This window comes from Bacteroides sp. 43_46 (genome assembly GCF_001915455.1).
GTDB lineage: Bacteria > Bacteroidota > Bacteroidia > Bacteroidales > Bacteroidaceae > Bacteroides > Bacteroides caccae.
On record NZ_MNQN01000130.1, the window covers coordinates 1 to 23380 of the forward strand.

Annotated in this window: 15 protein-coding genes; 9 read left to right on the plus strand and 6 right to left on the minus strand. The window is 41.2% G+C overall.

The annotated features are described in order from the left end of the window. Positions 1–193: 193 nt before the first annotated feature. Positions 194–2449, minus strand: coding sequence for a bifunctional alpha,alpha-trehalose-phosphate synthase (UDP-forming)/trehalose-phosphatase (locus tag BHV72_RS16185; protein ID WP_286856687.1), 2256 nt, complete (start codon positions 2447–2449; stop codon positions 194–196). Positions 2450–2916: 467 nt separating this feature from the next. Here BHV72_RS16185 and BHV72_RS19585 point away from each other — a divergent pair, with 467 nt between their 5' ends. The 8 genes from BHV72_RS19585 (at position 2917) to guaA (ending at position 12226) form a co-directional block, all read left to right on the plus strand. Next, entirely contained in the window at positions 2917–2997 is an 81-nt protein-coding gene (locus tag BHV72_RS19585; RefSeq protein WP_081447310.1) for a potassium-transporting ATPase subunit F, read from the plus strand. 31 nt (positions 2998–3028) lie between these two features. Further along, the gene (kdpA, locus tag BHV72_RS16190; RefSeq protein ID WP_005678208.1) at positions 3029–4735 is read left to right on the plus strand and encodes a potassium-transporting ATPase subunit KdpA; all 1707 of its coding nucleotides are present in this window, start codon (positions 3029–3031) and stop codon (positions 4733–4735) included. Between the two features lie 5 nt (positions 4736–4740). Beyond that, a complete protein-coding gene (gene kdpB, locus BHV72_RS16195; protein WP_022041810.1) occupies positions 4741–6774 on the plus strand; it encodes a potassium-transporting ATPase subunit KdpB in 2034 nt (677 codons plus the stop codon). A 16-nt stretch (positions 6775–6790) separates the two neighbouring features. Then, a complete protein-coding gene (locus tag BHV72_RS16200) occupies positions 6791–7366 on the plus strand; it encodes a K(+)-transporting ATPase subunit C (RefSeq protein ID WP_022041809.1) in 576 nt (191 codons plus the stop codon). Between the two features lie 28 nt (positions 7367–7394). After that, positions 7395–8138 carry a hypothetical protein gene (locus BHV72_RS16205; RefSeq protein WP_022041808.1) on the plus strand — a complete coding sequence of 248 codons (744 nt, stop codon included), beginning with the start codon at positions 7395–7397 and terminating at the stop codon, positions 8136–8138. A gap of 89 nt (positions 8139–8227) precedes the next feature. Then, a complete protein-coding gene (locus tag BHV72_RS16210; RefSeq protein ID WP_022041807.1) occupies positions 8228–9358 on the plus strand; it encodes a sensor protein KdpD in 1131 nt (376 codons plus the stop codon). A gap of 19 nt (positions 9359–9377) precedes the next feature. After that, positions 9378–10817, plus strand: a complete 1440-nt coding sequence (locus BHV72_RS16215) for a sensor histidine kinase (RefSeq protein WP_055173219.1) — start codon at positions 9378–9380, stop codon at positions 10815–10817. A gap of 101 nt (positions 10818–10918) precedes the next feature. Then, positions 10919–12226, plus strand: a complete 1308-nt coding sequence (guaA, locus tag BHV72_RS16220) for a glutamine-hydrolyzing GMP synthase (RefSeq protein ID WP_122139478.1) — start codon at positions 10919–10921, stop codon at positions 12224–12226. 94 nt (positions 12227–12320) lie between these two features. Here the strand turns inward: guaA and BHV72_RS16225 are convergent, their stop codons facing one another. The 5 genes from BHV72_RS16225 to BHV72_RS16245 form a co-directional block, all read right to left on the minus strand. Beyond that, a complete protein-coding gene (locus tag BHV72_RS16225) occupies positions 12321–13796 on the minus strand; it encodes a right-handed parallel beta-helix repeat-containing protein (RefSeq protein ID WP_286856694.1) in 1476 nt (491 codons plus the stop codon). A gap of 80 nt (positions 13797–13876) precedes the next feature. Next, positions 13877–16450 carry a beta-galactosidase GalB gene (gene galB / locus BHV72_RS16230; protein WP_286856696.1) on the minus strand — a complete coding sequence of 858 codons (2574 nt, stop codon included), beginning with the start codon at positions 16448–16450 and terminating at the stop codon, positions 13877–13879. Between the two features lie 94 nt (positions 16451–16544). Beyond that, on the minus strand, positions 16545–18086 hold the full coding sequence (locus BHV72_RS16235) for a RagB/SusD family nutrient uptake outer membrane protein (RefSeq protein WP_286856697.1): 1542 nt from the start codon (positions 18084–18086) through the stop codon (positions 16545–16547). 19 nt (positions 18087–18105) lie between these two features. Next, positions 18106–21468: a SusC/RagA family TonB-linked outer membrane protein gene (locus BHV72_RS16240; protein ID WP_122295953.1), complete on the minus strand. Its 3363-nt coding sequence runs from the start codon at positions 21466–21468 to the stop codon at positions 18106–18108. 141 nt (positions 21469–21609) lie between these two features. After that, positions 21610–22500 carry a FecR family protein gene (locus BHV72_RS16245; protein WP_005678220.1) on the minus strand — a complete coding sequence of 297 codons (891 nt, stop codon included), beginning with the start codon at positions 22498–22500 and terminating at the stop codon, positions 21610–21612. A 148-nt stretch (positions 22501–22648) separates the two neighbouring features. Here BHV72_RS16245 and BHV72_RS16250 point away from each other — a divergent pair, with 148 nt between their 5' ends. After that, positions 22649–23191 carry an RNA polymerase sigma-70 factor gene (locus BHV72_RS16250; RefSeq protein ID WP_022041799.1) on the plus strand — a complete coding sequence of 181 codons (543 nt, stop codon included), beginning with the start codon at positions 22649–22651 and terminating at the stop codon, positions 23189–23191. Positions 23192–23380: the final 189 nt, after the last annotated feature.

Here is a 23380-nt window from a genome sequence, read left to right on the forward strand (position 1 = left end):
GGGAGAGTAGGTAGCCGCCGTTTTTTATGAAGCCCCTTCAGTAGAAATACCGGAGGGGCTTCATCTGTTTATAAACTTTGCAGGATGATTACTATGAAAAAAATAAAAGAGAGGGCTTCTGTTTGTGAAACGAGGGTGGACGTGCGGCAATTACCTATCACTCCATAATTCTGATTGTTCATAACGCTTGTTTTTATTTAGTTTTCAATAAGTCTCTGAAAAAGCTGAAAGCGGAAGTCAGGCGGTTTCTGACATAGCTTTTCGTTGTGTCGGTGTTTTTTTGCTTTCTCAGCATGGATTGCAGGAAAGGAAGTACATCAGATTGTGCGGGCAGATTGTAGTTGGCTGCTTTTGATACGTTGCCTATCTTAATGGTGACCGCTTTGGCCGGAAGAGCTTGGAACATATCTTCGTCCGTTGTGTCATCTCCCATTGCCATAACGAAATCATAACGTCTGTTAGCCAGCAAACGCTCTACTTCCGAGCCTTTGTTGCAATCCGGTGATTTGACTTCAACCACTTTGTTCCCTTGTAGAATTTGCAGTTTTTGCCGAGTACAGATCGAAACCAGTGCATTGACGAGTTGCTGTGCTCTCAGTGTGCCGAGCCATGCGTCGCTTTCTCGGTAATGCCATGCTAATGCTGTCTCCTTTATTTCCAGATGTGAACGGGGAGTTCTGTCTACAAACATTTGCAGGATAGAAAGAAGTCCTGTCCCCCATTCTGTCTTCTTAATCTTTTTGTGCCAAACCCCGTTTTCTTTATAGAATGCTCCGTGTTCGGCAGCCATAGATACGGGAAGGAGGCCAAACCACTTTTCCAGAATAAAGTGATCCCGCCCGCTATTGATGACTATATGATTGGCGGGATCACTGGTTAATTGTTGTAGAATAGAAATAAGTTCAGGTGTAGGTTTGGCATCTTCGGGACGTGGCTTGAGTGCTGTCAGTGTACCGTCGTAATCCAGCAATATCAGGCGTTGTTTTGCCTGATTGTACTTGAGCTTGATTTGGGCGATAGTGGTGGGCACGATACGTTTTTTCCGTAGCGTATCATTTTGGATACACGTCGTATTCAGTCCGTTGATGAAGTCGGTAGCCCATTTATTGACAGTTTGTACGGATAAAATGGCTTGCATTCGTTGTAAACGTGCCCTTTGATCTTCTTCGGGCATTTCAAGTGCCTGGCAGATGGCGTGCTCTATCTGTTCCGTATCGTTCGGGTTGATTTGGATAGCATCTGTTAATTCTACGGCGGCACCTGCCATTTCGCTGAGGATAAGCACACCCGGGTGATCGCATTTGGCGGCTACATATTCTTTGGCTACCAGGTTCATACCGTCACGTAGCGGGGTGATCAAAGCAATGTCGGCAACATAATACATGGCGGTCAGTTCTTCCAGCGAGAAGCCATGGTAGAAGTAGCAGACAGGGGTCCAGTCCATTGTGGAGTAGTGTCCGTTAATGGAACCTATCTCTTCATCGATTTTTGTTTTTAATTCTGCATAACTGCCTACATGGTCGCGTGAGGGGACAATGACCATTGCCAGAGTCACTTTGCCATAATATTCGGGATGACGTTCGAGAAAAGTGGAGAAGCCATGTAGGCGGTGCAATATTCCTTTACTATAATCCAGCCTGTCTACCGACAGGACTAACTTGTGTTTGCCGAAAAGTTTTCGGGTGCGGTCAATAGCTTGGTGTACCTTTTCGTTTTCCGAGGCTTTATGGTAAAGCTCATAGTTAATCCCCATTGGTAGTGCGTCTACTCTCACTACACGATTACCGCTTTGTAGTTCATCCAGATTGAAGTCAAGATGAAGGACACGTTCTACGGTGCTAACGAAGTGGCGCATATAGTCATGAGTATGAAAGGCGATAAAGTCTGCACCCAGTAAGCCTTTCAGTATTTCGGCACGTTCCGGCAGGATACGGAAAAGCTCGTAGGACGGGAACGGGATATGGTGGAAATAGCCAATGCAGAGTTCCGGATATATTTTTCGCAACATACCGGGAAGTAACATCAGTTGATAGTCTTGTATCCACACCTTGTCTCCGGGACGTATCAGCCGGCAAATTTCATCGCAGAAAAGTTGGTTGACCTGCTGATAGGAGTGCCAAAAACATTTTTTATATAAGGTATAGGCGTAAAAATAGTGGCATAAAGGCCAGAGGGTACTATTGCTATATCCTTCGTAATAGTTCTGAATCTGTTTTTCCGATAAGAAGACCGGGTGAAAATTCATTTCCTGTAACTTCTCATTCATTTCTTGACGGTCTTTTTCGTTGTCTGTACATACGCCGGGCCACCCTATCCAATGTTTCTCATAAGAAGTTTGGAGAGAATCCAAACCTGTTGCCAGCCCGCCTTCACTGCGTGAAAAGACGAATGTTCCATTTGAACCGGCTGCTTTGACAGGTAATCTGTTTGATATAATATAAAGTTTCATATCTGTTTATAGGCAAAGCGTATACCAATTATTGTATAAGAGTGGTTAGCCGCTTGTTTTCAGTAGGTTATAAAAAGCTTCTTATATATTCTACCTTCCCAAAATGGAAATAACCTTCCAATTTGAAAAATCCTTTGTTTTTTCTCTTTCAGAAATTGCCGAAAAGTACTAACCTTTTCAAAATAGAATGCCTTTTTCAAAATGGAAGGGTTTCTTGTAAGGATAGATATTCTGTGAAATATTTATAACTTTCTGTATATTAGCATGTTATATGTTTTCTTGCTTTTGTGGCACGCATTTGGCATAAAGACTGGCAAGTAAAACTAATAATAATCACTTAAAAGAAAAAACATGGAAATTACATTATCATTTATTTTCTGCCTGTTAAGCGGCTTCGCCTGTTTCTGGTTATTCTGGAAATGTGTAGACTGGTTTGAGAATATTTAAAAAAAGAAGGAGAATTGATTATGTACACAGTATTATTTGTATTAGGTATTGCGATCTTCGGTTATTTGATGTATGTACTCGTCAAACCCGAGAAGTTTTAAAGTAACACACACAGTTTAAGGTAAAAAGTATATGAATACAGAAATTTTAGGCGTGGTTGTTCAGATTGCTTTGATGGTGATTCTGGCTTATCCATTGGGAAAATACATTGCCAAGGTCTATAAAGGAGAAAAGACCTGGTCTGATTTTATGGCTCCTGTCGAAAGAGTTATCTATAAAGTTTGTGGAATCAATCCTGACGAAGAGATGAACTGGAAACAATTCCTGAAAGCATTATTGATATTGAATGCTTTTTGGTTTTTCTGGGGAATGGTGCTTTTGGTTTCACAAGGTTGGCTGCCTTTAAATCCGGACGGTAACGGTCCGCAGACTCCTGATCAGGCGTTCAATACGTGTATTAGTTTCATGGTTAACTGTAACTTACAGCATTATAGCGGCGAGAGCGGATTGACTTATTTTACACAATTGTTCGTCATCATGCTTTTCCAGTTTATTACTGCTGCAACGGGTATGGCTGCTATGGCAGGTATCATGAAAAGTATTGCTGCAAAAACAACAAAAACAATTGGTAACTTTTGGCAATTCCTTGTAGTTAGCTGCACACGTATCTTATTGCCTCTTTCTCTGGTTGTAGGTTTTATCCTGATTCTCCAAGGGACTCCGATGGGATTTGACGGCAAGATGAAAGTCACGACTCTTGAAGGTCAGGAGCAGATGGTTTCCCAAGGTCCTACGGCTGCGATTGTTCCAATTAAACAATTGGGTACAAATGGTGGTGGTTATTTTGGTGTAAACTCCTCTCATCCGTTGGAAAACCCGACTTATCTTACCAATATGGCGGAATGCTGGTCCATCCTGATTATCCCGATGGCAATGGTGTTTGCACTGGGATTTTATACCCGCAGGAAGAAATTGGGATATAGCATATTCGGAGTCATGCTTTTTGCTTATCTGGTAGGCGTCTGCATTAATGTCAGCCAGGAAATGGGGGGGAATCCGCGTATCGATGAATTGGGCATTGCGCAGGATAATGGTGCAATGGAAGGCAAAGAAGTCCGTTTGGGAGCTGGTGCAACAGCTCTTTGGAGTATTACGACTACGGTGACTTCCAATGGTTCTGTCAATGGTATGCATGACTCCACTATGCCTTTGTCCGGTATGATGGAAATGCTGAATATGCAGATTAATACTTGGTTTGGTGGTGTCGGTGTGGGATGGATGAACTACTATACATTCATTATTATAGCAGTATTTATCAGTGGTCTGATGGTAGGACGTACACCGGAGTTCTTAGGTAAAAAAGTGGAAGCCCGTGAAATGAAAATCGCTACGATTGTAGCCTTGCTTCATCCGTTTGTAATTTTGGTATTTACAGCCATCTCCAGTTATATTTATGCGCATTATCCTGAATTTGTGGAAAGTGAAGGCGGTTGGTTGAATAATCCCGGATTCCACGGTCTGAGTGAGCAGCTTTATGAATACACTTCTTCGGCTGCCAATAACGGTTCTGGTTTCGAGGGTTTGGGTGATAATACTTATTTCTGGAACTGGACATGTGGTATTGTATTGATTCTTAGTCGTTTCATTCCTATTGTGGGACAAGTTGCCATTGCCGGTTTACTTGCGCAGAAGAAGTTTATTCCGGAAAGTGCCGGAACATTAAAAACCGATACGTTGACGTTTGGGGTAATGACATTTGCCGTTATCTTCATTGTTGCCGCCTTGTCGTTCTTCCCGGTACATGCATTGAGTACGATTGCTGAACATTTAAGTTTGTAATAGATATGAAAGATAATAAATCAGCTTCTTTGTTTCAAAAGGAGCAAGTGATAGAAAGTTTGAAACAGTCATTCGTGAAACTGAATCCGCGGATGATGATAAAGAATCCGATTATGTTTACAGTAGAAGTGGCTACGGCGGTGATGTTCTTCGTGACGCTCTACTCTATTGTAAACGCTTCACAGGGGTCGTTTGGCTACAATATCGCTGTGTTTGTCATTCTGTTTGTAACATTGCTGTTTGCCAATTTTGCCGAAGCTATCGCCGAAGCGCGTGGTAAGGCACAAGCCGACAGTTTGCGTAAGACTCGTGAAGAAACACCGGCAAAAAAAGTAGAAGGTAATAAAATTATTACCGTAAGTTCTTCGCAATTGAAGAAAGGGGATGTATTTGTTTGTGAGGCCGGAGATGTGATTCCGTCGGATGGTGAGATTATTGAAGGACTGGCTTCTATCGATGAGAGTGCGATCACCGGTGAGTCTGCTCCGGTAATCCGTGAGGCTGGCGGAGATAAGAGTTCGGTTACGGGAGGAACGAAAGTATTATCCGATCGTATAAAAGTAATGGTGACTACTCAGCCGGGAGAAAGTTTTCTCGACAAGATGATTGCGCTTGTAGAAGGTGCATCACGTCAGAAAACCCCGAATGAGATAGCGTTGACTATTTTGTTGGCAGGTTTTACGCTCGTTTTCGTCATTGTGTGTGTTACCTTGAAACCATTTGCCGATTATAGTAATACGGTCATCACCATTGCTTCACTTATCTCTTTGTTTGTCTGCCTGATTCCGACAACGATCGGCGGGCTTCTCTCGGCAATCGGTATTGCCGGTATGGACCGTGCACTTCGTGCGAATGTGATTACAAAATCCGGAAAAGCAGTAGAGACTGCCGGTGATATTGATACGTTGCTGTTGGACAAGACTGGTACAATTACGATCGGTAATCGTAAGGCCACTCACTTCCACACGGCACCGGGCGTTGATTTGCACCGTTTTGTAGAAAACTGTCTGTTGTCTTCCCTGTCCGATGAAACTCCGGAAGGAAAGTCAATAGTGGAGTTGGGACGTGAATCGGGTATCCGTATGCGTAACCTGAATACGGCTGGGGCACGCATGATTAAGTTTACTGCTGAGACAAAATGTTCCGGTGTCGATTTGGCTGACGGAACACAGATCCGTAAGGGGGCATTTGATGCTATCCGTAAGATGGTAGAGAGTGCCGGAAATAAATTCCCGAAAGAGGTGGAAGAGATAATTTCTACTATATCAAGTAATGGCGGTACACCGTTGGTGGTATGTGTCAATCGGAAAGTAGTAGGCGTTATTGAATTGCAGGATATTATCAAACCGGGTATTCAGGAGCGTTTCGAACGTTTGCGCAAAATGGGTGTGAAGACGGTTATGGTGACCGGTGACAACCCGTTGACAGCAAAATATATTGCTGAAAAAGCTGGAGTAGATGATTTTATTGCTGAAGCTAGGCCGGAAGATAAAATGGAATATATCAAGAAGGAGCAGCAGGCCGGGAAATTGGTTGCAATGATGGGAGACGGAACGAATGATGCTCCTGCGTTAGCACAGGCAAATGTAGGGGTAGCGATGAATAGCGGTACACAAGCAGCGAAGGAAGCCGGTAATATGGTGGATTTGGACAACGACCCGACAAAGCTGATTGAAATTGTGGAAATAGGCAAGCAACTGCTGATGACTCGTGGCACATTGACTACCTTCTCTATTGCTAATGACGTGGCCAAGTATTTCGCTATCGTTCCGGCTTTGTTTATGGTAGCTATTCCCGAATTGGCCGCGCTGAACATTATGAATCTGCATAGTCCTGAAAGCGCTATCCTTTCGGCAGTAATCTTCAACGCGATTATTATTCCGATTTTGATTCCGCTGGCTTTGCGTGGCGTACAATACAAGCCGATTGGCGCAAGTGCCTTACTCCGCCGCAATTTGTTGATTTATGGTGTGGGCGGTGTGATTGTTCCTTTTGTCGGTATTAAATTGATTGATTTATTAGTAGGTTTATTCTTTTAATTAAAAAACAATAGCAATGAAAACTTTATTGAAGTCTTTAAAAATAACACTTGCTTTTTGTGTCTTTTTCTCCGTGTTCTATATCCTTATCTTGTGGCTGTTTGCACAGGTTGCAGGTCCTAACAAGGGAAATGCCGAAGTAGTCACACTAAACGGAAAAGTAGTGGGAGCGGCGAATGTCGGTCAGATGTTTACAAAGGATATTTACTTCTGGGGACGCCCTTCCTGTGCGGGCGACGGATATGATGCGACAAGTTCAGCCGGTAGCAACAAAGGACCTACGAATCAGGAATACTTGGACGAAGTAAAAGCGCGTATCGATACGTTCCTCGTTCATCATCCTTATTTGAGTCGTAAAGAGGTACCGGCGGAAATGGTGACGGCAAGTGGTTCAGGACTCGACCCGAATATCACTCCCCAATGTGCGTATGTACAGGTGAAAAGAGTTGCACAGGCTCGTGGATTGAGGGAGGAACAGGTGAAGTCAATAGTTGACGAGAGTATAGAAAAACCGTTATTGGGATTTTTGGGGACAGAAAAAGTGAATGTGTTGAAATTAAACATAGCGTTGGAAGAAAAAAGTGGTAAGTAAGTGAGAATCTGGATTAGATAATAAAAGTATGAAAAGTTTTTTTAGCAAAAAGAGTATTTTGAGAACAATGGCTGTGGCAGCCGTATGTATGTTGGGAGCAACTAGTGTGAAGGCACAGGAGTTTACCATACAAGGTGATTTTGTAAGTTCGTATGTATGGCGTGGTATCTATCAGGGTGGCGCAGCCTCCTTCCAGCCGACTTTAGGATTCAGCGTGGGCAATTTTTCTCTTACTGCATGGGGATCAACTAGTTTGAGTGAAAGTAATAAAGAAATAGACCTGACTGCGGCTTATAAGTTTGGTGAAACAGGACCGGCGCTTTCTGTTGCGACTCTTTGGTGGGATGGACAGGGGGCCGGTAACTATTTCCATTTCAAGAGTGGAGATACAGGACATCATTTTGAAGCGGGATTAGCTTATACGCTTCCTGTTGAAAAATTCCCCTTGTCCATTGCGTGGTATACAATGTTTGCGGGTGCCGACAGAAAGATAAATGATAAAGGCGAAGATAAACAGGCGTATTCTTCGTATGTGGAGTTGAATTATCCGTTTAGCGTGAAAGGAGTTGATTTGAATGCTACTTGTGGCATGGTTCCTTATGAAACTCCGCAGTATAATGTGAATGGTTTTGCAGTAACGAACTTTGCTTTGAAAGCAACGAAAGCGCTGAATTTTAATGAGAGATTTTCATTACCTATATTTGTACAGGCTATATGGAATCCACGTATGGAGGACGCCCATTTAGTATTTGGCGTAACTTTAAAACCATAAATTAAATTAACTCATGAATTATTAGTGTGTGAACCCGTGATGATCGTGATGATTGTCACGGGTTAGAATGTTTTAAAAAACAGATAAAGATGGATGATAGAGAACAAAGTGTACAGCATTTCTTGGATCTGATTAAGAGATCCCACCGGGGTAAGTTTAAAATCTATATCGGTATGATAGCCGGTGTGGGAAAGTCTTATCGTATGCTTCAGGAAGCACATGAACTGCTGGAGAATGGAGTGGACGTGCAAATCGGCTATGTTGAAACTCACGGACGTGTCGGAACCGAGGCGATGCTGCAAGGGCTCCCTGTCATTTCGCGGCGTAAGATTTTCTATAAGGGAAAAGAACTGGAAGAGATGGACCTAGATACAATTATCCGTATTCATCCGGAAATTGTCATTGTGGACGAGTTGGCACACACGAATGTGGAGGGCAGTCTGAACGAAAAGCGTTGGCAGGATGTAATGGCTTTGCTGGACGAGGGAATCAATGTGATTTCGGCAATTAATATTCAACACATTGAGAGTGTGAACGAAGAAGTACAGGAGATTACAGGTATCGAAGTGAAAGAACGGGTACCCGACAGTGTTCTTCAGGAAGCGGATGAAGTGGTGAATATTGACTTGACGGCAGAGGAGTTGATTGCCCGTTTGAAAGCCGGAAAGATATATCGTCCGGAAAAGATTCAGACAGCATTGGACAATTTCTTTCGAACTGAGAATATTCTGCAATTGCGCGAGTTGGCTTTGAAGGAAGTTGCATTGAGGGTGGAGAAGAAGGTGGAGAATGAGGTTGTAATGGGAGTGGCTGTCGGGTTAAGACATGAAAAGTTTATGGCTTGTATCAGTAGTCACGAGAAAACACCGCGGAGAATTATCAGGAAGGCGGCAAAGTTGGCAACCCGGTACAATACTACTTTTATCGCCCTGTATGTTCAGACACCGAAAGAGAGCATGGATAGAATTGGTCTGGCGAGACAGCGTTATCTGCTGAATCATTTTAAACTGGTGACAGAGTTGGGAGGGGAGGTTGTTCAGGTACAGTCTAGAGATATTCTGGGGAGCATTGTGGAGATTTGTAAAGAGAAGCAGATATCCACTGTATGTATGGGTAGCCCTGACCTGAAATTGCCGTATGCTATCTGTTCCATACTGGGATATCGAAAGTTTTTGAATAATTTGTCACGAGCTAATGTAGATTTGATTATACTTGCATAATATTAATCGTATGAACGTTATGAATATTAAAACGAAACTGATTCTTGGTATTGGAATGTTGGCCGGAATGATTATTCTGCTGGTAACTCTTTCGGTTGTAAATCTTCAAATTCTAACGGCAACGGAACCGGATAGCCCTGCTGCTATGCCCGGACTGGAACGTGCGTTACTATGGATTTCCATTACCGGCAGCATCTGTATCCTGACCGGACTTGTGTTGCTTTATTGGCTTCCCCGGAGCATTAGTAAACCGATAAAAGAACTGAAAGAGGGGATTCTTGAAATAGCCGATCATAATTACGAAAAGCGCTTGAATATGGATAAGAATGAGGAATTTCGCGAAGTTGCCGATAGCTTTAATCGAATGGCGGAACGGTTGACCGAATATCGTGCCAGCACTCTTTCGGATATTCTTTCCGCCAAGAAATTTATCGAAGCGATTGTGAACAGCATAGATGATCCGGTGATCGGTTTAAATATGGACCGGCAGATTCTGTTTATTAATGAGGAGGCATTGAATGTGCTGAATTTGAAGCGTGAAAATGTGATTCGTAAGTCAGCGGAAGAACTTGCTTTGAAGAATGATCTGCTCCGTCGGTTGATTCGTGAACTGGTGACACCAAGCGAACAAAAGGAACCTTTGAAAATATATGCTGATAATAAAGAAAGCTATTTCAAAGCGTCCTACGTTCCTATCATTAATACAGAAGCGGAAAAAGATGAACCTCGTAAACTGGGAGATGTCATTTTGCTGAAAAATATTACGGAATTTAAGGAACTGGACTCTGCCAAGACTACATTTATCTCTACTATTTCTCATGAGTTGAAAACTCCGATTGCTGCTATTATGATGAGTCTTCAACTGTTGGAGGATAAGCGTGTCGGTGCATTGAATGATGAACAGGAGCAACTTTCAAAGAGCATCAAGGAAAATAGTGAACGCTTGCTTGGTATCACCGGAGAATTGCTCAATATGACTCAGGTGGAAGCCGGAAAACTGCAATTAATGCCCAAGATCACCAAACCGATTGAACTGATAGAGTATGCTATCAAGGCCAATCAAGTACAAGCCGATAAGTTTAATATTCAGATAGAAGTGGAATATCCGGAGGAAAAGATCGGTAAACTCTTTGTCGATAGTGAAAAGATTGCTTGGGTATTGACTAACTTATTGAGTAATGCTATCCGTTATTCCAAAGAAAACGGTCGTGTAGTGATTGGTGCCAAGCAAGAAGATAATATCATTGAGTTGTATGTTCAGGATTTTGGTAAAGGGATTGATCCTCGTTATCACAAAAGTATCTTTGACCGTTATTTCCGTGTACCCGGAACGAAAGTGCAAGGTAGCGGGCTGGGGCTGTCTATTTCGAGAGATTTTGTGGAAGCTCATGGCGGTACGCTGACGGTGGAAAGCGAATTAGGCAAAGGAAGCCGGTTTGTGATACGGCTGAAGGCATAAAGCAAAGTGTCTTGTTTTTGTCTTTTAAAATATTTATATTTGCGGATAAGTTGAAACTAAAGAAACTATTGACAATAACATAATAAAAAAAACAGAATCAGATGAAACAGGACATGATTGTTATCCTTGACTTGGGTAGTCATGAGAATACGGTATTGGCTCGCGCCATCCGTGCATTAGGAGTTTACAGTGAGATTTATCCTCACGACATCACAGTGGAAGAATTGAAAGCATTACCTAACGTGAAGGGTATTATTATCAATGGCGGCCCGAACAATGTCATTGATGGTGTGGCTATTGATGTAAATCCGGCTATCTATGCAATGGGGATTCCCGTTATGGCTGCCGGCCATGACAAAGCGGCTTGCGAAGTGAAGCTAGCTGAATTCACAGATGATATTGAAGCTATTAAGAATGCTGTGAAGGCTTTCGTTTTCGATACTTGCAAAGCTGAAGCTAACTGGAATATGACGAATTTCGTCAATGATCAGATAGAATTAATCAAACGTCAAGTAGGCGATAAGAAGGTATTATTGGCTCTGTCCGGCGGAGTTGATAGTTCTGTTGTTGCTGCTTTGCTTCTGAAAGCAATCGGTGATAATCTGGTGTGTGTACATGTGAATCATGGTTTGATGCGTAAAGGGGAGTCTGAGGATGTCGTTGAAGTATTCAGCAACCAGTTGAAGGCAAACCTTATTTATCTTGATGTGACCGACCGTTTTCTGGATAAACTGGCAGGTGTGGAAGATCCGGAACAAAAACGTAAGATTATCGGTAGCGAGTTTATCCGTGTATTTGAAGAAGAAGCACGCAAGTTGGACGGTATCGACTTCTTAGCCCAGGGTACTATTTATCCGGATATTGTGGAAAGTGGAACGAAGACGGCTAAAATGGTGAAATCTCATCATAACGTAGGTGGGTTGCCCGAAGATCTCAAATTCCAACTTGTAGAGCCTTTGCGTCAACTGTTCAAGGATGAAGTTCGTGCCTGTGGTCTGGAGCTGGGATTACCTTATGAAATGGTTTACCGTCAGCCTTTCCCCGGTCCCGGTTTGGGTGTACGCTGCCTGGGTGCTATTACACGTGACCGTCTGGAAGCCGTGCGTGAATCCGACGCTATCCTGCGTGAGGAATTCCAGATTGCCGGATTGGATAAAAAAGTATGGCAATATTTCACGGTAGTGCCCGATTTCAAATCTGTTGGTGTACGTGATAATGCCCGTTCTTTCGATTGGCCGGTTATCATTCGCGCTGTCAATACAGTAGACGCCATGACTGCTACTATTGAACCGATTGACTGGCCTGTTCTGATGAAAATCACGGACCGTATTCTGAAAGAAGTGAAGAATGTGAATCGTGTTTGCTATGATATGTCGCCTAAACCCAATGCGACCATAGAATGGGAATAAAAGAATGAAATAAAATCCTCCTCGAAGGTTGGTATTGAAAACTTTCGGGGAGGATTTGTTGTATGAGGTTCGATATTAGTAAACCGCTTTTTTATTATTGCTTTTCATAAGCGCCTTTATCAATACAAGCTCCAACTTTCCTAGGGTTATGATTAAAGTCCAGTTCATTCTCTGCGGGTGTATAGGCGGGATCACCTGTATCTATACACGGAGATGTGGATTGTAACTGAAAATCGAATACTTCTGTATCAATGAATAAAGGATTACTGAAAGCCGAAGCTAAATCACAGCCTGTGTTCTGTTTATATTGTTCGAAAGTTGAAAATATGCTACCCTTCCAGTAAAACTTAACATCGGAAGAACTGGAATAATAATGATTAAAATTCATATCGAGATTGAGGTGACTATCATCTACATATAATAGATTTGAGTTTGCGTGAGTTGAATAAAATATATTGTTTTTAATCGTAGTATTTTCCGTGCTGTATATGGCTATTTCTCCCAATCTGTCTTTCGCATTTCCAAAGGTGGTGTTATTAACAACTTGGCAGTTTTTTATGATTCTGCCTTCAGGGGACCAGCCCATTAGTCCGATTCCAAACCCTTCATTGTTATAACAGATGTTATTTCTGATTATATTATTAGTTACAAAATTGTTTGCCCTTTCACACCCTACGGTAATACCATAAACATTGTTGTGCGAAATGTTTTTCTCAACAAGGATATTTGAACTTCCATCCAAATAAATACCTGCACCTCCCTCAACAGGGCTTTTGCAGTATGAAACATGATTCTCAGAGATGACTCCGTTTCTGGCGAAATCAGTGGCAGGATTTTTCGAAATACCCCAATGCCCTGACGCATCTATACCGATGTTTCCTGTATTAGTCACTACGTTCTTAGTAATCAGAAAACCATCTACGTTTCCTGTTACTGAAATGGCTTCTGTCCAACCTGTCCGACAGTCTTTTACTGTGTTTTCTCTTATTATAATGTCGTGAATGGCTTTTGAGTCCAGATAGCCGGCTACTGTTATTCCTCCGGCATATACATTCGGCGGATAAACTGTTGCGGTGGCATTTGCATATAAGTTTCTGATTGTATTCGATTCTATCTCAATATGATGAGAAGCCTCGTCGGATGTAGTGGATATTTTTATTCCCACAGAATATGATCCCAAGCAATCGGCGAAGGTTAACCCTTTTACCTTTATATAACTCACGCCATTGAGATTCATTAGTTCTCTGGGTTTATTGTCGCCGCTTATAATAACTTCCTCGTCATTATAGTTTTTGATTACGATGTATTTGTCAGCAGTTCCGGATACAGTTACTTTTATTTCTTCATAGTATGTTCCCCCCATAATATTTACTACACATCCCGGGGTAACTGTGGTGACAGCTTTTTGAATGGTACGCCAAGGTGATGTAAGTGTTCCGGGATTCTCATCATTACCGGTTGTGGAAACATAATACTCACTCTTTTCTACGGATGAAGCAGGAGGAGCAGGAGGGTTTATCGGTTCTTCTCCGATAGATGACGAACTGCAAGAAAATAAAATAATCATCATACCCAAATTGGTCAATGATCTGAAAAGTCTTGTTTTTATATTTAATAATTTTGTTGTCATGATGTTCAAATAAGAATGATTTATAATAGGTTAATATCCACAGAGGCACTTTTCAAATTCTCGGATTCCACAATTAGACGTAGTTTTCCTTTTGCTCCTTGATGAGCCTTTATAACAACTAACATGAATCCGTTAAAGGTTTCGCGCTCTGTCGCTGAAAAAGAGATGAGTGAAGTTGGATCACCATTATCCGTTGCTACAATCTTACCTTCACCTTCTAATTTGCATTTAATCTTATGATTGGCCGTTGGTACAACACTTCCTGTTTTGTCACGGATGGAGACTGTGATAAAAGCCAGTTCATTGTCAGCTACTTTTATCTTGTCTTTATAGGCGGAGACTTGTAACAAAGCCGGTTCTCCTGTGGTTCTTACGCTTTCTGTTGCCCAGAGTTTGCCATTTTTGTAGGCAATGGCCTTTAATTCTCCGGGAGTGTATATAACATTCTCCCATTTGAATCTATATTGATACTGTTCTTTCTTTTTCCTACCCAAAGATTCACCATTCAGAAAGAGTTCAACTTCATCGCCCGAAGAATACACAAACACAGGAGTTATTTTACCTATCCTATCCGGAAAATTCCAATGGGGGAGAATATGTGCCATAGGCTCGTCGGGCATCCAATGTGCTTTATACAAGTAATAACGATCTTTTGGAAAACCCGCTAGATCGACAATACCAAAATAGCTGCTACGAGAGGAAGGACGCTCTTTTTCTATTCTCTTTAGTTCCTCTTTTGCTTTAGCCAGTTCTTCTTCACTGAGCGCGGCATGGTTGAGTAAGACGCTCATATCGCTATTGAAGGGAGTCGGTTCGCCTAGATAGTCAAATCCCGTCCAGACAAATTCACCACAAATAGCCGGATATTTGTCTAATGCAGCAAATTCGGCATCGGCAAGAGATGCCCAACTGGGGGCTTTCAAGTCATATGAAGTAATTTGATAACCTTTTGGAAAATAAACTCCGCGTGAACTTATTGTTGAACTGGATTCACTGGCAAAGCCTGATAAGTGTTCATGCCCCGGATAGTTGAGAAATGTTTCATAAAAATCAGGACCGCCATAAACCCCCGAAGGATAGTTCATGCCATGGACATCTACTTGGAGTTCTGTACCATTGATAGCACTTTTACTGGGATATGTGGCACCGAAAGTGACGGGGCGAGTTGAGTCGTAAAGCCGCACAATATCCCTGAGATATGCTACTACTCCTTTTTCGGGATGATACTGTTCTTCTACTTCATTTCCCAAACTCCACATAATGACGGAAGGATGATTTCTGTCTCTGCAAACAAGTGCTTCAATGTCCTTTTTATGCCATTCGGAATAATGAACAGCGTAGTCATTTTCGTTTTTACCACTAGCCCAACAGTCAAATACTTCATCGAGAATAAGTATTCCCATTTTGTCAGCAAGTTCTAACAACTCGGGTGCGGGTGGGTTGTGAGAGGTACGTATAGCATTAGTGCCAAAACTCTTCAATATGTTGATTTGGCGTTCTATGGCACTCTTGTTGATTGCTGTACCTAATGCACCTAAATCATGATGCATACATACTCCCTTCAATTGAACTCTTTTCCCATTTAACAGGAATCCATTGTTATGTGTGAATTTCAAAGTCCGGAAACCGAACGGCACATCGTATACATCTGTCAACGTCTTTCTATCATATACTGATACCTTGGCTAGATAGAGGTTCGTATTTTCCAAATCCCATAATTGTGGTTTCTCCACTTTCAGAGATACTAAGCTACTGTCGATGGCGTTTGCTGCAATTTTGATATTCTCTTTAGCTCCCACTGCAACTCTTTCTCGGGGAATGTTTGCTTTATCTAATTTGAATATTTCAATTGTGTAACTGCTTCTAGCCGTTTTTTTCTTTCCATTAGCCAACTGAACCATCACGGATGCGGTGGCATATTGGCTATTGATTTCGGGCGTAGAAATAAATACACCCCATTGGGGAATATGAAGCTTGTTGGTTTTGACCAATCTGACATGCCGGTAAATACCTGCTCCGGGATACCAACGAGAACCCAGTTTCTCCGTATCCACTCTGACTGCAATGATATTTTCCGAATCAAAGCGAATATAGGGCGTAAGATTTACCCTGAAGGAAATGTAGCCATAGGGACGTTCTCCTATCTTCTTTCCGTTAAGATATACCTCTGCATTGGCCATCACGCCATCAAAATCAAGAAAAAACATTTTATCTTTATCTATATTTTTGATGTTGAAGCGTTTACGATACCAGCCGATTCCCCGCCAAGGTAGCTTACCTGTATAGCCATCCAGATTTTCCCTGAAAGGTCCTTCAATGCCCCAGTCGTGAGGGACATCCAATTTCCTCCAGTCTTTGTCATTAAAGGCTAACTCTTTAGGAGATGGAGAATCCGGACTGCCATTCCCAAAAGGCTCATCTATTCGTTTACCATCAGGCTGTAGACCGTATCTGTTGAATAGCCAGCCGTGATCGAAGTTGATGACTTCTCTCGTCGATTGGGAGTATAGCAGGTTGGAAAACATAAAGGAGCATAGTAAGACTAGCCCTATGTTCTTCAACTGGAGATGCTGAAAAAGAACAATATATTTCATGGTAGATGATTAGCTGAGGAGTGTACATCAAAATATCCACTTTGAAGTAGTGTTGATGTACTACCTCCTCTTTTAATTTAAAAATATGTGATGACTAATATCCCGGATTCTGTTTAATAATCCCTTGTCCCGCAATAATAGCTGATTCCGGTATTGGGAAACGATGATAGTTTTCGTTTATAATAGACACTTGTCCGTAATCGGTACATTTTTGTTTCATGGTTGCTACATAAGAACCATCGCGGATAAGATCCTGACGGCGGCACCCTTCGAAATAAAACTCGTGTGCACGTTCTATCAATAATTTATCAAGGAAATCACGAGCACTGCTGAAAGAAGAAGCTGTATATGCAGTTAAACCGGCACGTGTTCTGACTTGATTCAGTAAATTAATGGCTTCTGTTGTAACTGTATTTCCTTCTCTGACAATGGCTTCTGCCAATAGAGTCAACACATCGGCATAGCGGTATACAATCCAATCTGTCTGACACTGATTTCCTGCATTATTACTTTCTATTTTATATTTTAATGGAATGACACCGTCCTGTAAGGAGTTACTTCCCACTCCCTTGTTGGTTTCGTTAAGGGTAGTACCTTCCCATGTATCATACTCGGAGATGATAGTTTGTTTACGCTCATCTCCATCTTCGTATGTTTTAAAGAATTTCCATGTCATTTTATAACCTCCCCAGCCACCATCAAATCTTCCGGCATCGGATGCCTTGAGGTTACTTGGCATAACATGGGGATACCATAAATGAACCTGATAACCTGTAAGACAGTTTACAGACCAGATTGTTTCCGAGTTCTTTTCATTGGCGTATGTAAAGATATTGGCATAAGCTGACCTCTCGGCCCCTTTGTCTGTCACCAATGCGTATTTATATTCGGGCTTCTGCAATTCACGAGCTTCGGTGATAGCTTTATCCCACTGTTTCGTTTGCATATAGAATTTAAGTAATACCATGTGGCATAACCCTTTTGTAAATCTTCCGTAATCCGAACTACTTTTATCGTAACTATATGGTAAAACTTTTGCAGCTTCGGTCAGCTCGGTGACGATGAAATTGTGTGTTTCCTCTTCACTTAAACGTGGAAGGATTATTTCATCTTCTGCATTCTTGAGCGTCTCTAGATCGGCTACAATAATAGGACCGTACAGGTCGTATAATAAAAAGGCCAGAAAACCGCGGGCACAACGTAACTCTGCTATATATTGGTTCAAAAGGTCTTTATTCATGTTTACGTTTGTTATTCGGTCGATGGTAAGTGTCATTTTACTTATCCCTTTCAGGTAGTTTGTCCAAGGATAAGCAATGCGATCTTCGTCACTGGGGGTCCAACGAGCAAATTCCAGAGGTTCCCAAATCCATCCGCCCCATGAGCAGAAACCATATTCGGTAGCCATGTCCGAAATAAGCATAACTCCATTAGCTACATTATACAAACCTCCGTAATCGTAATTCTGGAATGGAGAATAAGCATTTCCCGTAACCAGGTCGCGGACATCACGTTCTGTTTGGGGGTATATCGAGGGGGTGATCTCATCGAATACCTCTGATTCTAACGCACAACTTTGTATCCCACACAACATGAGAGTCAAAAGTCCAATGATATATATTTTTAATTTTTTCATTTTCATGTTTTTTCAGTTATTAGAATGAAATATCTATACCGAAACTAAAAGAAGTTACGTTTGGATAAGAGAAATTTCCTGTGTCAGTTTCGGGATCAACGCCGTTCCAGTTTGTAAATACAAACGGATTGCTGACGTTTGCAGAGATACGTACGCTGTTAGCTATTGATTTGGAAACAGGAATCGTATATCCGAGGGTGATGTTTCTACATCTCAGGTAATTAATCTTTTTGTGATAATAGTCTCCGAAATCGTATGCACTCTCAATGAGGTTCGGAACCGTTGTATTTTGATTTGCATTGGTGTATGAGTGCAATGATTGTTGTGATACATTTGTCAGACTGTTTCCAAGACCTACTATCCAGGCATCATAATAGCTGGCTCCGCGTAAGCGGCCAATTTCGCCATAGAAGTAAATATTAAAGTCGAGGTTTTTGTATCTAAGCGTATTGTTAAGACCTAAAGTGCATTTAGGATCTTGCGATCCAAGATTGACTTTATCATATTGATCTAATACATTAGGTGAGGTTCCCGTATCGTATAGATTCTTCAGTTTAATTTGGCCGGGTACTAAAGTGGGTTGCCATGCCGGTGCTTTTTCACCTACTTGTAACAAGCCATCAGATACATATGAGTAGTAAGAACGGATCGGATCTTTTTTTGATTCGTATGCGGCTGGCTTCCAATTAGGATCTCGTTCATACCAGTTGTCTTTAAAAGTATAGAACGTAAAATCAGTACTCCATGTCCAGTCTTTATTCATGATATTTACGGTACTCAGTGTTAGCTCAAACCCGCGTCCCTGGGTTTTACCGATGTTGGCTGCTATGGTATTAATTTCATTATAGGCGGGCAGACTTTTATTACTTACCAACAAATCAGAAATAATTCGGTTGTAATATTCCATGGATAGTGAAATCCGGTTATCAAAGAAACCCAGATCCAGACCGATGTTGAATTCACTTGTAGTTTCCCAAGTTAACTTTTTGTTTCCTCTTTTGGTTATTGCAGTACCCATATAACCGTCATTGCCGAATACCCAGCCGGAAACTACTCCGTAAGAGTCGGTCATATAGTTCCCTATGTTTGAATTACCGGTTTGTCCGTAACTGGCTCTCAATTTGCCATTAGAAAGAATGCTTGACAAAGGTTTCATGAATTCTTCATCACTGAACCTCCAGCCGGCAGACACTGAAGGGAAATATCCCCAACGGTAGTCCGGGTGGAAGTTTGATTCACCATCGGCACGAACGGTAACTGTCAGCAGATACTTTCCTAAATAAGAATAGTTTGCTCTGGCAAAGTATGAGCCTAAAGCACTTTTCCTGGCTGAGGAGTTTACATAAGGCTTAGTTCCGGCTCCGGCCTGCAGATTGTTGTAAAGAAACCCATCTGTAGAGAAGTCTTCGTTGCCGGCATATACGCTTTCTTGATTAAACTGTTGATAAGAATAACCGACTAGCGCTGTCAGGCTATGATTCCCGAAGTCTTTAGTATAGTTTGCCGTCAGTTCCATGAGATAATCTATATTATCACGTTGAAGGATGTTGGCTATCCCCCCCTTTGCAGCTCCGGCTACGGTAGTGTTAGGCACATAGCTTTTGTTTTTATCATATCTGCGGTCAACTCCCAGGTTAGCTTTTAAAGTCAACCCTTTTATTGGCTCTGCTTGTAAATAGCCATTAACCAGAACTCTGTCGCTTGTTGTTTTATCAGTAACTTCGAGCAGCGATATCGGATTGGGGTATTGTGCCATATCCGGGAAGATTGAATAATCGCCATTTTCATCACGGACGGGGACACTGGGGTCGAAGCGCAAAGCTGACGAAATAATACCTGCGTTTTCAAAATCATTGTCTCCCAATGATGAGTTGTCATATTGGTTGCGACTTAAATGAAGGGAGAAACCTGTTTTGATATATTTTGATAGTTCCTGATCCAGATTGACTTTCATTGTGAACCGGTCCATTGCATTGTTTTTTACCACCCCTTTTTGTGTAAAATAGTTTAGAGAGGCTGCATATTGTGTTTTCTCAGAACCGCCTGTCAATGAAACATTGTGAGATTGCTGCATTCCGGTACGGGTTACCTCGTCCAGCCAGTCTGTGGTTTGGGCGGTTGCAATTTCTTCATCTGTATATCTGGGAGTATAAGTTTTCGAAGAAGTGTCGGTTATATAATCGGCATATATGCCTTGTCCGGTCTCTTTCAACCATTTTTCATAAAGGTACATATTTCTATGTATTCTGTATTGTTTCCCATTCAACATTTTATAGTTGTTCTTAATGGTTTGCACAGAGAGATTGCCGGAATAGGTTACTTTGGCTTTTCCGGTTTTACCTCTTTTAGTAGTAATGATAATAACGCCATGTCCTGCACGTGAGCCGTAGATAGCTGTTGCACTGGCGTCTTTCAATACTTCAATCGACTCTATGTCATTGGGGTTGATAGACGATAATATGTTGTCAACTGTACCTGTTTTATAAAAATTCTTCTCCGAGTCGAGTGTTGAAGAGGCAGAAACCGGAAAACCGTCAATGATGAACAGGGGATCGTTTCCGGCATTGATTGAAGTTTCACCACGAATGCGGAACTTGGCTCCACCACCCACTTGGGCACTGCTTTGAGTTACCTGTAAACCGGCTGCTTTACCTGCTAATGCATGAGCAGTTGTGGAGAATGTACCTATAGGAGTGTCAGACATTTTCACTGAGGATATGGCTCCGGTAAGGTCGCGTTTCTTTTGAACGCCATAACCTACCACAACTACCTCATCCAGACTTTGTGTGTCTTCTTTCAATGTGATTTTAAAATGTGTCTGACCTTTTACTGAGACGTTTTGAGTAACATACCCCAAGTATGATATGATTAGTATGCTATTGTCGGTTACCGACAACGTAAATTTACCCTCGAAATCTGTAATGACTCCGGTTTTGGCTCCTTTCACAAGAACATTTGCTCCGATAATAGGTTCGCCAGTCTGATCAGTTACCGTCCCCGTTATTTTTCTGGTTACTTGTTTGAACAGAGCGATATGTTTATTGGATATACGATAAGATATATCTGTATTTTTAAAGAGTTCATTTAATACAGTTTCGATGTTTTTGTCTTTTATAGTGATAGAGCGTAAACTGTGTTTGTTGATTTCTTGTGTGTTATAAACAAATTTATATCCGGTTTTTTGCTCAATCGTATTAAAGATCTGTTCGTATGACGCGTTGTTGAAATTCAACGAGACAGATTGTGCTATCAGCGGATTAGTTGAAAAGAAAAAGCAGATGCAACTTATTAAGAATACGGAATAACTTTTCTTGGTAGAAAGAATAAAGTTATAGAATCTTAAATGGGTGTTTTTATGGCTAATAAATAATTTATTATTCATATTTTTGTATATTAAATATTTGATACTTGGCAGTTGTAGTGGGCTGCCGGTTAACGATTACGTTTGGGGATGTTGGCGCATTCCCAAATGTTTTTTAGGGTTCAAGAGCTGTTCATAGTATTATTTTATAGGGTTTTACAATTAATAAATATAGATTTCTCCGCGTTTTTTCTCCATTTTATATTTTGCTGAAATCTGGAGAATAGAGAGTATTTCGTCCAGAGTTTCTTTATCTTCAAACGTTGCATTAAAAGTCTTTTTGCGTATAGCCTCGTTTTCAATATGTATCTTAACGTGAAATGCCCGCTCTAATTCTTCTCCGATTTCAGCCAAAGTGTTATCCTCAAAGCTAAATTTCCCTGTAATCCATGACATGACATTGTCCATGCGGATAGGAGAAATCATAATTTCACCATTTGACGGTGAATATTTAGCTTCTTGGTTGGGCATAAGAATTTTGGCAGATTTAGAAGATTGCCCTTTTTCATATAAAGCCACTTTTCCTTCAAGTAAGGATATTCTTATTTCATCATTGTATGTATCTGTCATTACATTAAAAGAGGTTCCCAATACTTCGACCTGCAATTTCCCAATATCTACAATAAAGGGATGATTCTTGTCTTTGCGAACTTGGAAAAAAGCTTCTCCCGAAATACTGACTTTCCTGTTTACATCCTCAAAAGAACGGGGGTAAACAAGGCGGGCATTGGCATTAAGCCATACAGTACTGCTATCCGGAAGTACAATCTTTGTTTTTGCATCCGGAACTGCTGCGACTTCATACCATACTAATTCCGGACGGCTTAAGTCAATAAAGTGAAAGGCTGAAACAACCAAAAGAGCAAAAGAGGCAGCAATGGAAAACCACTTCCATGCCGGAGAGATATTCTTACTTAACGATATTACCGGAGTGTTAATCCGTTCTTGTAGTCGTTTGTAGTTCGAAATAGTGTCATACTCCGGTAGTTTGAAGCGAAGACGATTAATTAAATCATCAACCTTAGGGTCTTTTATGTTATAATCTTCTTTCATTGTGCTGTTTTTATATATAGATGACAGCAACAAATAAAAACTACGGGTTTATACTTGATTATTTTTTATATATTCCTACATTTGCCAAGCGTATACGGGAGCAATGTATATTTAAACCCTAAAGTCTATCTAAAATATGTAAAATGAAATGAATCCGGAAGGTTTACTAAATAAGATCATCACCGGTGATGAAAATGCTTTGCGGCAATTGTTTGAACAATATTCGCAAAGATTGTATCATGTGGCTTATTACTATTTACAAGCAAAGGAACCGGCTGAGGAGGCTGTGCTGGATGTATTTACGACTGTTTGGAAGAAAAGGGAATCTTTAGGGCATATCAAAACTATTGAGCAATACTTATATACATCTACCAAAAATCAGGCACTTCATTATCTTCGCCGAAATTACTCTCCTGATAAAACGTATGTTTCTTTATATGAAGTGGAGTTAATACCTGAAAGTAATGATCCTGAAAGTCTTATGGAAGATAATGAATATGAGTTGCTTATTCAGGAAGCTATAAATTCATTACCTCCTAAATGTAAAGAAGTATTTAGGCTAGTACTGTCGGATAAGTTAAAAAACAGAGAGATAGCAGAATTATTATCCATAAGTGAAAGTACGGTGAATGAACACATCGCTTCGGCATATAAACGTATTACTTTGTATGTAAAGAAGCGATATAAATAGTACTTTATATATTTTCTTACTCAAACTGACCCGATAAAATTTGTAGAACCATGTTACATTGTATTTGACGCTAGCGCAAACCGGAGCTGAAAAAGAAAAAGGCACCCAAGAGTGGAAGCCTCTCAAATGCCTTATTCTTATCAAGTAGCGGGACCCGGGATTGAACCGGGGACCTCATGATTATGAATC

Bases quoted from the DNA above. Each gene is read 5' to 3' on its own strand.
- BHV72_RS16200 (WP_022041809.1), top strand. From the start codon at position 6,791: ATGAAAACTTTATTGAAGTCTTTAAAAATAACACTTGCTTTTTGTGTC.
- kdpA (WP_005678208.1), top strand. From the start codon at position 3,029: ATGAATACAGAAATTTTAGGCGTGGTTGTTCAGATTGCTTTGATGGTG.
- BHV72_RS16185 (WP_286856687.1), bottom strand. From the start codon at position 2,449: ATGAAACTTTATATTATATCAAACAGATTACCTGTCAAAGCAGCCGGT.
- BHV72_RS19585 (WP_081447310.1), top strand. From the start codon at position 2,917: ATGTACACAGTATTATTTGTATTAGGTATTGCGATCTTCGGTTATTTG.
- kdpB (WP_022041810.1), top strand. From the start codon at position 4,741: ATGAAAGATAATAAATCAGCTTCTTTGTTTCAAAAGGAGCAAGTGATA.
- BHV72_RS16235 (WP_286856697.1), bottom strand. From the start codon at position 18,086: ATGAAAAAATTAAAAATATATATCATTGGACTTTTGACTCTCATGTTG.
- BHV72_RS16210 (WP_022041807.1), top strand. From the start codon at position 8,228: ATGGATGATAGAGAACAAAGTGTACAGCATTTCTTGGATCTGATTAAG.
- BHV72_RS16225 (WP_286856694.1), bottom strand. From the start codon at position 13,796: ATGATGATTATTTTATTTTCTTGCAGTTCGTCATCTATCGGAGAAGAA.
- BHV72_RS16250 (WP_022041799.1), top strand. From the start codon at position 22,649: ATGAATCCGGAAGGTTTACTAAATAAGATCATCACCGGTGATGAAAAT.
- BHV72_RS16245 (WP_005678220.1), bottom strand. From the start codon at position 22,500: ATGAAAGAAGATTATAACATAAAAGACCCTAAGGTTGATGATTTAATT.
- BHV72_RS16240 (WP_122295953.1), bottom strand. From the start codon at position 21,468: ATGAATAATAAATTATTTATTAGCCATAAAAACACCCATTTAAGATTC.
- galB (WP_286856696.1), bottom strand. From the start codon at position 16,450: ATGAAATATATTGTTCTTTTTCAGCATCTCCAGTTGAAGAACATAGGG.
- BHV72_RS16205 (WP_022041808.1), top strand. From the start codon at position 7,395: ATGAAAAGTTTTTTTAGCAAAAAGAGTATTTTGAGAACAATGGCTGTG.
- BHV72_RS16215 (WP_055173219.1), top strand. From the start codon at position 9,378: ATGAATATTAAAACGAAACTGATTCTTGGTATTGGAATGTTGGCCGGA.
- guaA (WP_122139478.1), top strand. From the start codon at position 10,919: ATGAAACAGGACATGATTGTTATCCTTGACTTGGGTAGTCATGAGAAT.